Source organism: Anoxybacillus sp. J5B_2022, assembly GCF_026847645.1.
Lineage (GTDB): Bacteria > Bacillota > Bacilli > Bacillales > Anoxybacillaceae > Anoxybacteroides.
Genome location: NZ_JAPSMC010000005.1, coordinates 43,606 through 56,718 on the forward strand (window position 1 = coordinate 43,606; position 13,113 = coordinate 56,718).

General features: G+C 46.3%; 13 protein-coding genes and 2 pseudogenes. 14 read left to right on the forward strand and 1 reads right to left on the reverse strand.

What is annotated here, in order from left to right; all coding sequences use genetic code 11:
- Window positions 1-18 precede the first annotated feature (18 nt).
- The 12 genes and pseudogenes from mgsA (at window position 19) to M4I42_RS02685 (ending at window position 10,007) form a co-directional block, all read left to right on the forward strand.
- Window positions 19-441, forward strand: a complete 423-nt coding sequence (mgsA, locus tag M4I42_RS02630) for a methylglyoxal synthase (RefSeq protein WP_268850694.1) — start codon at window positions 19-21, stop codon at window positions 439-441.
- A complete protein-coding gene (bshB1, locus tag M4I42_RS02635; RefSeq protein ID WP_268850695.1) occupies window positions 431-1,144 on the forward strand; it encodes a bacillithiol biosynthesis deacetylase BshB1 in 714 nt (237 codons plus the stop codon). Before mgsA ends, bshB1 begins: the two co-directional genes overlap by 11 nt.
- Window positions 1,141-2,277 (forward strand): N-acetyl-alpha-D-glucosaminyl L-malate synthase BshA, encoded by a 1,137-nt coding sequence (gene bshA, locus M4I42_RS02640; protein WP_268850696.1) that lies wholly within the window; start codon window positions 1,141-1,143, stop codon window positions 2,275-2,277. The genes bshB1 and bshA overlap by 4 nt, the downstream gene beginning before the upstream one ends.
- Window positions 2,274-3,488: a CCA tRNA nucleotidyltransferase gene (locus M4I42_RS02645; protein ID WP_268850697.1), complete on the forward strand. Its 1,215-nt coding sequence runs from the start codon at window positions 2,274-2,276 to the stop codon at window positions 3,486-3,488. Before bshA ends, M4I42_RS02645 begins: the two co-directional genes overlap by 4 nt.
- Window positions 3,446-4,435 (forward strand): biotin--[acetyl-CoA-carboxylase] ligase, encoded by a 990-nt coding sequence (locus tag M4I42_RS02650; protein WP_268850698.1) that lies wholly within the window; start codon window positions 3,446-3,448, stop codon window positions 4,433-4,435. Before M4I42_RS02645 ends, M4I42_RS02650 begins: the two co-directional genes overlap by 43 nt.
- A gap of 232 nt (window positions 4,436-4,667) precedes the next feature.
- Window positions 4,668-5,507, forward strand: a complete 840-nt coding sequence (panB, locus tag M4I42_RS02655; RefSeq protein WP_268850699.1) for a 3-methyl-2-oxobutanoate hydroxymethyltransferase — start codon at window positions 4,668-4,670, stop codon at window positions 5,505-5,507.
- Complete coding sequence (gene panC / locus M4I42_RS02660; RefSeq protein WP_268850700.1) at window positions 5,504-6,355, forward strand: pantoate--beta-alanine ligase; 852 nt, start codon at window positions 5,504-5,506, stop codon at window positions 6,353-6,355. The genes panB and panC overlap by 4 nt, the downstream gene beginning before the upstream one ends.
- Window positions 6,356-6,371: 16 nt before the next feature.
- The gene (gene panD / locus M4I42_RS02665) at window positions 6,372-6,755 is read left to right on the forward strand and encodes an aspartate 1-decarboxylase (protein ID WP_183251093.1); all 384 of its coding nucleotides are present in this window, start codon (window positions 6,372-6,374) and stop codon (window positions 6,753-6,755) included.
- 64 nt (window positions 6,756-6,819) lie between these two features.
- Window positions 6,820-7,878: pseudogene (locus M4I42_RS02670) on the forward strand (exonuclease domain-containing protein); the annotation flags it as partial.
- Between the two features lie 264 nt (window positions 7,879-8,142).
- Window positions 8,143-8,313, forward strand: a complete 171-nt coding sequence (locus tag M4I42_RS02675) for a YpmA family protein (protein WP_268850702.1) — start codon at window positions 8,143-8,145, stop codon at window positions 8,311-8,313.
- A gap of 13 nt (window positions 8,314-8,326) precedes the next feature.
- A complete protein-coding gene (locus tag M4I42_RS02680; protein WP_268850703.1) occupies window positions 8,327-8,803 on the forward strand; it encodes a cell wall elongation regulator TseB-like domain-containing protein in 477 nt (158 codons plus the stop codon).
- A 19-nt stretch (window positions 8,804-8,822) separates the two neighbouring features.
- Window positions 8,823-10,007, forward strand: coding sequence for a pyridoxal phosphate-dependent aminotransferase (locus M4I42_RS02685; RefSeq protein ID WP_268850704.1), 1,185 nt, complete (start codon window positions 8,823-8,825; stop codon window positions 10,005-10,007).
- Between the two features lie 50 nt (window positions 10,008-10,057).
- On the opposite strand, the gene M4I42_RS02690 is transcribed toward M4I42_RS02685, so the two are convergent.
- Window positions 10,058-11,029 (reverse strand): hypothetical protein, encoded by a 972-nt coding sequence (locus tag M4I42_RS02690; protein WP_268850705.1) that lies wholly within the window; start codon window positions 11,027-11,029, stop codon window positions 10,058-10,060.
- Window positions 11,030-11,043: 14 nt separating this feature from the next.
- Here M4I42_RS02690 and M4I42_RS02695 point away from each other — a divergent pair.
- Window positions 11,044-12,145, forward strand: a pseudogene (locus M4I42_RS02695) (IS4 family transposase).
- A gap of 339 nt (window positions 12,146-12,484) precedes the next feature.
- Window positions 12,485-12,886 carry an IS200/IS605 family transposase gene (tnpA, locus tag M4I42_RS02700; protein WP_268850706.1) on the forward strand — a complete coding sequence of 134 codons (402 nt, stop codon included), beginning with the start codon at window positions 12,485-12,487 and terminating at the stop codon, window positions 12,884-12,886.
- The last annotated feature ends 227 nt before the right edge of the window (window positions 12,887-13,113 follow it).

Genomic DNA, 13,113 nt, shown 5'->3' on the forward strand with positions numbered 1-13,113 from the left:
GTGAAGCGGGGGATAGTGATGAAAATTGCGTTAATTGCCCATGACAAAAAGAAGGCGGAAATGATTCAATTTGTCACCGCGTACGAACCAATTTTAGCGCCGCATGAGCTATATGCGACGGGAACGACTGGTGCGCGCATTGAGGAAGCAACGAGTTTGCGCGTGCACCGCTTTCGCTCTGGTCCGTTAGGTGGCGACCAAGAAATTGGTGCGCTCATCGCTCGCAATGAAATGGATATGGTCATCTTTTTCCGCGACCCGTTAACGGCGCAGCCGCATGAACCAGACGTAAGCGCGCTCATGCGCTTATGCGACGTGTATGCTGTACCGCTAGCGACTAACATCGGAACGGCAGAATTGCTCATTAAAGGGCTTGAGCGCGGTGACTTGGCATGGCGAAACATCGTTCACGAAAGACAAGGTGAGCAGCATGGATCATGAACAGCTGCACATGTTAGCATTCGGCGCCCATCCGGACGATGTCGAAATCGGCATGGGCGGAACGATCGCTAAATATGCGCAACAAGGCTATGCGATTGGCATTTGCGACTTAACGTTGGCGGAATTGTCATCGAACGGCACGGTCGACATGCGGCAAAAAGAAGCCGAACGTGCCGCTCAACTGTTAGGAGTGAAAACACGGCTTAATCTTCGCCTCCCAGACCGCGGCTTGTATAAAACAGAAGAAGCGCTCCGGCAAATTGCCACGGTCATTCGCCAATACCGCCCGCGCATTGTTTTCGCGCCGTATTGGGTCGACCGCCATCCGGACCATGCCAATTGCGCATTTCTTGTTGAAGAAGCAGTGTTTTCAGCAGGCATTCACCGCTATGAAGCAGGTGGATATTCTGCCCACCGTGTGCGGTCGCTTTATTATTACATGATTAATGCGTACGACCGTCCGCATTTTGTCGTTGATATTAGCGACACGATTGAAACGAAACTTGCAAGCTTGCGCGCATACGAAAGTCAGTTTGAAAAGACGGCACAATCGGTCGATACACCGTTAACGAACGGTTATATCGAAACCGTCGAGAGCAGGGAGCGGTTATGGGGAAAACAAGTCGGTGTCGAGTTTGCCGAAGGATTTATAACGAAACAGCCGCTTGTGATTTCACACGATTTAATAGGAGAGAAACTATGAGATTGAAAATAGGCATCGTTTGTTATCCAACGGTCGGCGGCTCTGGCGTTGTCGCCACCGAACTAGGAAAATTAATGGCAGAAAAAGGGCACGAAATTCACTTTATTTCTTCAAGCATGCCGTTTCGCCTAAATAAAGTGTATTGCAACATTTATTACCATGAAGTGACGGTCAACCAATATTCTGTTTTTCAATATCCGCCATATGACCTTGCGCTTGCAAGCAAAATCGCGGAAGTGACGAATCGGGAGAAGCTCGATGTGCTGCACGTTCATTACGCGATTCCGCACGCTGTTTGCGCAGTGCTCGCCAAGCAAATGGTCGACCGCGATGTAAAAATCGTAACGACACTACACGGGACAGATATTACCGTTCTCGGTTATGATCCGTCGTTAAGCGATATGATTAAATTCGGCATTGAACAATCGGATGTCGTAACCGCTGTATCGAATGCGCTTGTCAAGCAAACGTACGAACTTCTCGATGTGCAAAAAGAGATTCACACCGTTTACAATTTTGTCGATGAACGTGTATATCGGAAAAAAAATGTCCATCATTTAAAAGAAGAGTATGGCATAGGAGATCATGAAAAAGTGATCATTCATGTTTCCAACTTTCGCAAAGTCAAACGCGTGCCGGATGTCATCCGCGCGTTTTCGCTTGTTCGCAGCCAAATTCCGACGAAGCTGCTCCTTGTCGGCGATGGACCGGAAATGACCGTTGTCTGCCGGCTTATGAAGGAATTGGGATTGACAGAAGACGTTCGCTGTTTAGGAAAACAAGAAAACTTGGAAGAATTGTATTCGATCAGCGATGTGAAATGGCTGCTATCGGAAAAAGAAAGCTTCGGCCTTGTGTTGCTTGAAGCGATGGCGTGCGGCGTTCCGTGCGTCGGCACGAACATCGGCGGCATTCCGGAAGTGATTGAAGACGGAAAAACGGGGTTTCTTTGCGAGCTTGGCCATATCGAAGAAGTCGCCGAAAAAACGTTGCGAATGTTGAAAGACGACAAACTTCATACATACATGGCTGAACAGGCGTTAAAAACCGTTTACGACAAATTTCATTCGCAACAAATCGTCAAGCAATACGAAAACATTTATTTTTCGTTGATGAAAGGGGTGAAGCGATGAAAGAGCCGTTTCGCCGCGCGCTCGGCATCATTCGCACATTGAAGCAGCACGGATATGAAGCCTATTTTGTCGGAGGAGCGGTTCGTGATCATTTGCTGAACCGGCCGATCGGTGATGTTGACATCGCCACATCGGCGTTGCCGGAAGAAGTGATGGCGATATTTCCGAAAACGGTTCCTGTCGGGCTGAAACATGGCACGGTCGTTGTGCTTCATGATGGAACGCCATATGAAGTGACGACATTTCGGACGGAAGGAACGTATGAAAAATATCGCCGGCCGGAGTCGGTCACATTTGTCCGCTCGCTTCGTAAAGATCTCGAGCGGCGCGATTTTACGATGAATGCGATCGCAATGGATGAAACGGGGCAGTTGATCGACCCGTTCGGCGGACAGCAGGCGATCGCCGAGCAGGTCATTTGCACGGTCGGAGCGGCGAAAGATCGCTTTTCCGAAGATGCGCTGCGCATGATGCGTGCCATCCGTTTCGTCAGCCAGCTCGGATTTCAGCTTGCGAAAGAAACGAAGCAGGCGATCATCGAACACGCTTCCCTTCTTGCGCACATTTCCGTCGAGCGAAAGACGGTCGAGTTTGAAAAATTAATGGCTGGTCCGTTTTCGGCCGCTGCGTTTTCGTTGTTAGTGGAAACAAATACGTTTCTATATTTGCCAGGGCTCGCTGGAAAACGCGCAGAGTTGCAAAAGCTTTCCCAATACGAATGGACAGCGCTCACTTCGCCGGCGGAACGATGGGGTTTTCTCGTCTATTTACTTCATGTAGAGCGAGTTTCTCTCTTTTTGCGTCAGTGGAAACTGTCGAACCGGCTGATGAAAGACGTGCAAACGATTTTATATGCACTCTCTGTCGTCCGTTCTTTTGCTGATTGGACGAACGAGCGACTATATGAGATAGGCGCAACAGCCGCTTTCGCAGCGGAAACGGTGCGCTCGCTCGTCAACGGGGAAAATAGCACGCAAAACGTTCAGAAGCTGCGTCAACGATTGGCAGCGCTTCCGATTCAAGATCGGAGCGAGTTGGCGGTGACGGGGAAAGATGTCATCGAATGGTACAACCAGCGTGGCGGACCGTGGGTGGCGCAAACGTTGCAACAAATCGAGCAGGCGGTTTTAGCCGGTCTTGTAGAAAATGAGAAGGAGCGGATTAAGGAGTGGCTCATTCGATGGAATCAGACACACGAAAAAAATTGTTAGAGCTGTTTTCGGAAGCGAAAGGCGATTTCATTTCCGGACAAAAAATTAGCGAAATTCTCGGCTGTTCGCGAACGGCCGTATGGAAGCATATTGAAGAGTTGCGGAAAGAGGGGTTTGAACTTGAGGCGGTGCGTCGGCTCGGCTATCGAATCGTCAACACACCGGATAAAGTAACCGCTAACGAAATTCGCCTTGGATTGAAAACGGATATATTCGGGCAAGTGATCCATTACGAAGAAGAAGTAGCATCGACGCAAAAAATTGCCCACCAGCTTGCCCAAGAAGGCGCAAAAGAAGGAACGCTTGTCGTCGCGGAATTGCAGACGGCTGGACGCGGACGGATGGACCGAAAATGGTTTTCGCCAAAAGGGACGGGGATTTGGATGAGTTTAATTTTGCGTCCGCCGATTCCGCCGCAAAAAACGCCGCAGTTGACGCTGCTTTCGGCGGTGGCCATCGCACAGGCGATCCAAGAAGTAACCGGACTCGTTCCGGACATTAAATGGCCGAACGATATTTTAATTCATGGCAAAAAATGTGTAGGAATTTTAACTGAGCTGCAAGCTGATCCAGACCGTGTCCATTCGGTCATTATCGGCATGGGGTTGAACGTCAACCACGAACGCGATCAGTTTCCAGAAGAACTGCGCGATATTGCCACGTCGCTAGCCATTGAGAAAGGTGAAAAAATAAAGCGCGCGAAACTGATTCAAGAAATATTGACAAAAATGGAAACGTTATATCGTCAATATTTACAACACGGCTTTTTGCCGATTAAACTGTTATGGGAAGGATATGCGATCAGCATCGGCAAAGAAATTACGGCGCGCATGCTCAATGGAACGATTCGCGGCATCGCCCGCGGCATTACGGAAGAAGGGGTATTGATGCTCGAAGATGCGGACGGCGTTGTCCATTACATTCATTCTGCGGATATTTCCTTCTAGCGAAAATGTTAGAATTTTGTTAAAATACAGCTGAAAGGGCAGTATCTTTCGTAAAGAACTGCACCATCGAAAAAGGAACGAAATTGGAAGCGATCTGCCTTGATCCGTCGTAGGACTGGGACAGAGGGATGAACTCGACCGATACATACACGTCCTTCTTTCTCTAGGCAGGGAAAGAAGGTTTTTTTATTCGGTGATTCATCTCCTCTGCAAACAAAGAGGAGGGAAACGAATGAAAACGAAAAGCGATTTTTTGAAAATGAAAGAAGCGAAAGAACCGATTGTCATGCTGACAGCGTACGATTTTCCGTCGGCGAAGCTCGCGGAAGCGGCAGGGGTCGATATGATTCTTGTCGGCGATTCGCTCGGCATGGTCGTATTAGGGTATGACTCGACGATTCCCGTGACAGTGGAGGATATGGTTCATCATACGAAAGCAGTGCGCCGCGGTGCGATGAATACGTTTATCGTGACCGATATGCCGTTTATGTCGTACCATGTATCGAAAGAAGATGCGCTTCGTAATGCGCAGCGTATCATGCAGCAAGCGGGCGCGAATGCGGTGAAAGTAGAAGGTGCCGACGAAGTGGTCGATGTCATTCGCGCGTTAACGAGAGCAGGCGTTCCAGTCGTGGCGCATTTAGGATTAACGCCGCAATCGGTTGGTGTACTCGGTGGTTATAAGGTGCAAGGAAAAGATGCGGAAAGCGCTCGCAAACTGTTGAACGACGCGAAATTGTGTGAACAAGCTGGCGCTATTGCGCTCGTTCTTGAATGTGTGCCGAAGCAGTTAGCTGCCGAAATAACAAAACAGCTGACGATTCCGACGATCGGCATCGGCGCTGGCGATGAAGTCGACGGTCAAGTGCTTGTGTATCACGATGTGCTCGGCTACGGAGTAGAGCGTGTGCCGAAGTTTGTCAAGCAATATGCGAACGTGCAAGAAACGATTCATCACGCGCTCTCTAGCTATGTGGCAGAAGTGAAACTTCGCCAATTTCCAGAAAGCCCGCACATGTTTACGATGAAAGAAGAAGAATGGGTTGCGTTATATGGAGGAAAACAATCATGATTGTCGTGACTACCATTAAAGAGATGCAGCAAAAAATGATCGAATATCGGAAAGAAGGCAAAACGATCGGCTTTGTCCCGACGATGGGCTATTTGCATGAAGGGCATGTGGCGCTGTTACAAGCGGCGCGAAAAGAAAACGACGTCGTCGTACTAAGTGTGTTTGTCAACCCGTTGCAATTTGGTCCGAACGAAGATTTTGACCGTTACCCGCGCGACATTGTGCGCGATGAGCAAATTGCGAAAGAAGCCGGTGTCGATGTGTTGTTTTATCCGTCCGTTGCCGAAATGTACCCGCGGCCGTTAAGCGTGCAAGTCGTCGTCAAAGAGCGCGTGGACGTGCTTTGCGGAAAATCAAGGCCGGGACATTTTGACGGAGTAGCAACGGTGTTGACGAAATTGTTTCATATCGTCATGCCGACGCGGGCGTATTTCGGCATGAAAGACGCCCAGCAAGTCGCTGTGGTGGACGGACTGATTCGCGATTTCCATTTTCCGATTGAGCTAGTAGCGGTTCCGACTGTTCGCGAAGCGGATGGGTTGGCGAAAAGTTCGCGCAACGTCTATTTATCAGAGGAAGAGCGAAAAGAAGCACCGGCGTTGTATGCGGCGCTAAAAAAAGCGAAAGTCGCGATCGAAAACGGATTGCGTGACCCACGAGCGGTGCGCGCGCTTGTCGAAGATCATTTGAAAACATATACGAACGGCGTGATCGATTACGTCGAAGTGTATTCATATCCGGAATTAAAGCCGCTTGAAAAATTAGCTGGAAAAATCATCATTGCGCTCGCTGTTCGGTTTACAAATGCACGGCTCATTGATAATATTACTGTTGACGTGGAATCATGAAAAAAGGGGGAGCATTATGTTCCGTACATTAATGAACGCGAAAATTCATCGTGCCCGTGTGACGGAAGCGAACTTAAATTACGTCGGGAGCATTACGATTGATGCGGATATTTTAGATGCAGTCGGCATGGTGGCGAACGAAAAAGTACAAATCGTCAACAACAATAACGGGGCACGTTTTGAAACATATATTATTCCAGGGGAGCGCGGCAGCGGCGTGTTTTGCTTAAACGGCGCGGCTGCACGCCTCGTACAAAAAGATGACATTATTATCGTTATTTCTTATGCGCTCGTTCCGGAAGAAAAAATTGCGGAACATCGTCCGAAAGTTGCGATTATGGACGAAAACAACCGCATTAAGCAGCTGATCGCCGAAGAGCCAGCGCATACGATTTTATAAGAGGGAAGGGGGCTGTTTCTCGAAGGAGAACGCCCCTCTTATTACGCAATTTTGAGGTGGAACAATGAACGAACGGTTTGTCGTGATCGATTTGGAAACAACGGGAAATGCTCCACAAAAAGGCGACCGGATTATCCAAATTGGTATGATAGTGATCGAAAACAGACAAATTGTGGAACGATTTTCTAGTTTTGTCAATCCTGAATGTAATATTCCGCTATTTATTCAGCAGCTAACGCAAATTGATGAACAAATGGTGAAAGAGGCGCCTGTTTTTGCGGAGCTTGCGCCAGAAATCGCGGCGAAGTTAAAGCAATCGTATTTTGTCGCACATAACGTCGCCTTTGATTGGCCATTTTTGCAAGCGGAGTTGCAGTTGGCAGGCATATCGCTTCCGACGCCGCCAATGATTGACACGGTCGAATTGTCACGACTTTTATTTCCGACGTTTGAAAGCTATAAATTAAGCGATCTCGCGCAAACGCTAAACATCGCCCATGAAAATCCGCACCAAGCAGATAGCGGTGCGGAAGTAACGGCAAAACTTTGGCTACGGTTGCTCGAAAAACTACGGTCATTGCCGCTGGCGACATTAGAACAGCTAAAGCGACTATCGCGTGATTGGAAAAGCGACATGTATGCGATGTTAGATGCGATGATCGCTAAAAAAATGACATTACGAGAAGAAGAAGGGTACGTGTATTATCGCGGCATCGCATTAAAAAAACGGGTCGATGTAACACCGAAAAAACAGGAAACTCCCTTTTCGTTCACGACATGGCTTGCAGAAAGATCACCGCTCCCATTTCCTCACTACGAACATCGCGACGGACAGTGGGAAATGATGAAGTTAGTTCATGAGGCGCTACAAACATCGCAGCACGCTTTAATTGAAGCAGGGACAGGAATTGGCAAATCGCTCGCATATTTAATCCCGAGCCTTTATGTTGCCCGTAAGCAACAAAAACCGGTCGTGATTAGCACATATACACTGCACTTGCAAAAACAGTTGATCGAGCGCGACGTCCCGCTCTTGCAACAAATCGTTCCGTTTCCCTTTCGCGTGGCGCTATTAAAGGGAAGACGAAATTATTTGTCGCTTGACAAGTTCGTATCGTTTCTTCACTGAAAAAAGACACACCATATAGACAGGCGTTTTCCTTCCCTCTCGAGCAACCGCTTCGAGAGGGAAGAACATTTGCCTGTCGCAGCTACCCAGTCGCCTCCGCTTTTCTTGTGTAGGTGGGAAAATTTTTTATGAAATTACACAACGAACCTGTTATAATAAGTGGGAAGATACAACAGAAAGTTGTTGTATGTATAGTGTGGCTACTCGCCTTTGTTCTTATTAGTAACAAAATTTGTGGCATAGAGGGGGAACTTGTGCGTGGAAAGCAAAATCCAAGTATTGGCGACCGTCAAAATTCAGCAGTCGCCTGATTTATATAAAATTGTTGACTGCCTTAACCGAACGTTGAAAAAAAACGATTTAATGTTCGGCCTGGCGCTTGACGAACAAGATCCAAACAAAGCGGTTTTCACGATTTACCGTACATAGAGATGGGATCACGATGAAAAGATGGGGCATTATCTTTCTCATTTTTTTATGTATCGTTAGTTGGCAGACGGTGAGCGTATACCGCGCGGCGATGGCGCCAAAGCAGACGCTAATCGAAATGGCTAAGCAGCGAGCTGCGCAAAAAGTGGCATTTGCGAATATAGACGCCGTTGATATATATTATGGCGAAAAAGCGTACGTCGTATTAGAAGGAACGGACAAGAAAGGCACGAAAAAAATCGTTTGGGTTCCAATAAAAGGTGGGCATATTGTCGTGAAGCGCGCCAAAAGTGGAATCACGAAACAAGAAGCGATCGCAAAGCTGACAGCGGAACGACAGCCGAAGGAAATTATCTCGGCGAAACTTGGAATGGAAAAAGGAGTACCTCTTTGGGAGCTAACATATATTGAACAAGATAATCGCTATTCATTTTATTATCTCAGCTTTGAAGATGGTACTTTTTTGAAAAGATATAGTTTCCAACAATAATTCAAGGGGGAAATGGATCATGAAATTAGCAAAACGAGTATCATCGCTTACACCTTCCACAACGCTTGCCATTACAGCGAAGGCGAAAGAGCTAAAAGCAGCAGGTCACGATGTGATTGGTTTAGGAGCAGGCGAGCCGGATTTCAACACCCCTCAGCATATTATCGATGCAGCTGTAAGAGCGATGAACGAAGGTCATACGAAATATACTCCGTCTGGTGGGCTAGCTAGCTTAAAGGCGGAAATTGTGAAAAAATTTCAAAACGATCAGCAGTTGCATTACGAACCGGCAGAAATTATTGTATGTGTCGGAGCGAAACACGCGCTCTATACGTTGTTCCAAGTGATTTTAGATGAAGGCGATGAAGTCATTATCCCAACGCCGTACTGGGTCAGCTATCCGGAGCAAGTGAAGCTGGCAGGCGGTGTGCCGGTTTATGTGGAAGGACGCGAAGAAAATCGTTTCAAAATTACGCCGGAGCAGCTAAAAGCGGCGATTACTGAGCGGACGAAGGCGGTCATCATCAACTCGCCAAGCAACCCGACCGGCATGATTTATACAGAAGATGAGTTGAGGGCGCTCGGTGAGATTTGTTTAGCACACGACATTCTTATTGTGTCGGATGAGATTTATGAAAAGTTAGTGTACGATGGCAACAAGCACGTATCGATCGCACAGCTTTCTCCAGAATTAAAAGCGCAAACGGTCATCATTAACGGTGTGTCGAAATCGCATTCGATGACTGGCTGGCGTATTGGCTATGCCGCTGGTAATAAAGACATCATCCGCGCGATGACGGACCTTGCGAGCCATAGCACGTCCAACCCAACCTCGATCGCGCAATATGCGGCGATTGCGGCGTACAATGGATCGCAAGAACCAGTGGAACAAATGCGGCAAGCATTTGAAGAGCGCTTAAACATTATTTACGAAAAATTAATTCAAATTCCGGGCTTTACGTGCGTCAAACCGCAAGGAGCGTTTTATTTGTTCCCGAACGCCCGTGAAGCAGCTTCTATGGCTGGTTACAGTAGCGTCGATGAACTCGTCGAGGCGCTTTTAGAAGAAGCGAAAGTGGCACTTGTTCCAGGTTCTGGATTCGGTGCCCCAGACAACGTACGTTTGTCATATGCGACATCGCTTGACGTATTGGAAAAAGCGGTCGAGCGGATCAAGCAGTTTATGGAACAAAAAGCGAAATAATTTTCACCAAGCAGGAAAGAAGGAGAGGAGAAAGCGCCTCTCCTTCTCTGTTATTTCACTGCTTTTGCTTTTTTGAACAAAGAGAACAATCGCCATTTTTTGCTTTCGGCATACTTTTCATCGGCTCGATCAAAAACGGATTCGTTTGTTCGTACTGCATGCGACGCATAAGAGTACGGTTGTGTGTCGTCGGCTGCTTGAATCGGTACTGAATCGGCTTTTTCTTCGCCTGTTGAATTATCGTTATGCAGAAAAGCATCTAGCGCGGTAACCGTTGTGTCTTGTACATTGCCTATAGTTAAAGTGATTTCACGGTGAAGTTCTGCTTCTGCTATTTCTTGAGGCAGCATTGACGGCTTACATTCGGTATTCTCCATATGATGTTCTATCATTACTGGCGGTTCTTCTGTTGAAGCAATGAAAGCATGGATCGATGCATAGGAATCGTTGAACGAATATGTGTCTGCCACGTCATCTGAATCAGTTGTGTATAGAACGGCAGGAATTATTGAATTGGGTAATTTGTCATCATCCTCTCCCGGTGACTTATGTCGCAATGGAGGTCGGGCGCTTTGAAAAGGCTGATTTTCGATTTGCACATGCTTAATCTGGCTTGTTTTTTGAGGATATATATTAGACATTTGCGAAAGGGATTGATTTTTCTTTTTAGCTGGGGATACGATGATTGATTGTTGTTTTTCATCAATGAATTCCTGTAGTTTTAGAAAGCTGTTGGCAGGTGATATTGTGTTCGCTTTTGGCGGCGAAATGGTTTCTCGCTTTTCTTCTGCCAAGAAGGGCTTTTGCTGGAACGTTAGCAGTTGAATTACCTGTGATAACATTTCTTTCATTTCGTTCATTTCTGGATTTAATAAATCTTCTTTTTTCTTTTCGGTCCGTTCGGTTAAATCGGCCATTTGATTTAATATTTTTTCAATTTCATTTGTGAAGTGAGAAGTTTTTTCAAGGAGGGATTCAATTTCAACGTGCTGATGCAAAATTTGTTTTTGCAGGACTACCATAACTCCCAAATTTGATGCAAAAAATGGTTTCGGATGAAGATCTCCAATCGATGATCGAAGCCGTTGGCTACCATGACACTTCGCGGACGTTTACGGTGCGTACGTTGGTTGACTTTTTTCTGTTGGCGGCACTCCACGAATGGAAAAGTTTCCGTCATGGTGCCGATGTGGCGAAGATGTATGGATTGCCGACGTTTCATTACTCGACGGTTTCTAAGAAAGCGAAAGAAGTTCCGTACGACGTGATGAAACGCTTATTTGCTTTGGTGGTTTCGACATGCAATCGCCAAACCCGCCGTTCGCTTCGCTTTCCAAAAGCATTGCGTGTAGTAGATTCCACGACCGTCACCGTGGGGAAAAACCGCCTTACATGGGCGCCCTATCATGGGGAACGATCCGGAGTGAACATGCACGTCGCGTATTCCCCTGAGCAACAAATGCCGAGCGACATCGTAGAAACCGTAGGGTTGCGCCACGATGGACCGGTGGGAGAGCAGCTCACAGACGTGCCATCGGTTCTTGTCGAAGATCGAGCGTACTTTAAAATCGAACGCCTCGATCGGTTTGTCGAACAGAAGCAACCATTTGTGATTCGGATGAAAGACAATGTGGAGATTCATCAGAAAAAGAGCCTAAAGCGACTTCCTTCCTCCTCTTTCATTGTGGCGGATTTTACTTGTCAGCTAGGAACGAAACAATGTCGTTCCAAGAAGCGCCATCGCGTCGTGATTTTTCAGGATGCGAAGGGGCACGACATCCGTGTCGTCACAAACGTCTTGGGGGCATCGGCAGAAAAGATTGCCGAGATGTATCAAGAACGTTGGACGGTGGAAGTGTTTTTTCCGATGGGTAAAGCAATACCTAAACGTTCCAACGTTGTTTGGCACTAACGAGCACGCGGTATACAACCAGCTCTTTGCGGCATTGATCGCTTATGTGTTATGGAGATGGCTATATCATCGAACGGAAAAACGGACAACCTCGTCTCTTTCCTTTCTTTCGTTTGTCCGTCGTTTTTTCTCTGGACAACTTCCTCTCGAATGGAAATCCGAGATGGCAGCTGTCTTATTTGAGTATGCCCGAATATATGGGAGGAGTATGCCTAATTTTGGATAATCAACAGCCGTGTAACGATACAATTGCTAATTCAACCATGGAATCTAATTTCACTTTATCACAAAAGGAGCGCAAGGAAGCCCCTGCCTTTAGGCATGGGGAGGAATTGCGTATTTTTTAAATAAATTTATTGGCTCTTCACCGAAAGTTGTACTTGACTATTTCAGAACACGCCTTCTCTGTACTTATAAGGAAAAATCAGTAAATCAGATTTTTCGTACACGGCGGCTCAAGAAAATCCCCCGCTTGTCAAGTACATGTTGTGGTGATGAACCAATTTATTAGATAATTTTCATTTATCTAATATTTATGGTATATTTAATATAGAGGTGATTGATTTTGGAAACCAAAAAATACACCCATAAAAAAGGGATTGTGTATCTCAATCGATATCATGTTGTGTTTTGTCCAAAGTACCGTAGAAAAGTATTAGTTGGAGATATTGAACGAGATGTAAAAGAAATTTTTTATGAAGTTGCCAAAGAACATGATGTAGAAATGAAAGCGATGGAGATTATGCCCGATCATGTTCATTTGTTTATTTCTTTTGACCCACGACAACATTTGCATAAGATTATTCAAGCGTTTAAAGGCAAAAGCAGTCGAATATTAAGAGAAAAATACCCTTCATTAAAAAGCAGATTACCGTCGTTATGGACGAGAAGTTATTTTTGTTGCACAGTTGGTCATATTTCAGAAGATGCCGTAAAGCAATATATTGAAAATCAAAAAAATGTGTAAAGGGAGGTGTATCGCATTGGCAAAATCAAACACAAAAAGCTATGTGTTGACACTACCATTAAAAACAGAAAGATGGCAAGAACATGTGCTTGAAAAGCGATTCGAAATCGCAAGAAAGTTATATAATGCTTGCTTGCGTGAATGCATGAAGCGATATAAAAAATTACAACACGATCGCGAATATAAACAAGGGATTCAACAACCAACATCAAAAGAAAAAAACAAAA

Coding starts and splice junctions, on each gene's coding strand:
- bshB1 (WP_268850695.1), top strand. CDS start 431: ATGGATCATGAACAGCTGCACATGTTAGCATTCGGCGCCCATCCGGAC.
- mgsA (WP_268850694.1), top strand. CDS start 19: ATGAAAATTGCGTTAATTGCCCATGACAAAAAGAAGGCGGAAATGATT.
- M4I42_RS02680 (WP_268850703.1), top strand. CDS start 8,327: ATGAAAAGATGGGGCATTATCTTTCTCATTTTTTTATGTATCGTTAGT.
- panB (WP_268850699.1), top strand. CDS start 4,668: ATGAAAACGAAAAGCGATTTTTTGAAAATGAAAGAAGCGAAAGAACCG.
- M4I42_RS02685 (WP_268850704.1), top strand. CDS start 8,823: ATGAAATTAGCAAAACGAGTATCATCGCTTACACCTTCCACAACGCTT.
- panC (WP_268850700.1), top strand. CDS start 5,504: ATGATTGTCGTGACTACCATTAAAGAGATGCAGCAAAAAATGATCGAA.
- panD (WP_183251093.1), top strand. CDS start 6,372: ATGTTCCGTACATTAATGAACGCGAAAATTCATCGTGCCCGTGTGACG.
- M4I42_RS02645 (WP_268850697.1), top strand. CDS start 2,274: ATGAAAGAGCCGTTTCGCCGCGCGCTCGGCATCATTCGCACATTGAAG.
- bshA (WP_268850696.1), top strand. CDS start 1,141: ATGAGATTGAAAATAGGCATCGTTTGTTATCCAACGGTCGGCGGCTCT.
- M4I42_RS02690 (WP_268850705.1), bottom strand. CDS start 11,029: ATGGTAGTCCTGCAAAAACAAATTTTGCATCAGCACGTTGAAATTGAA.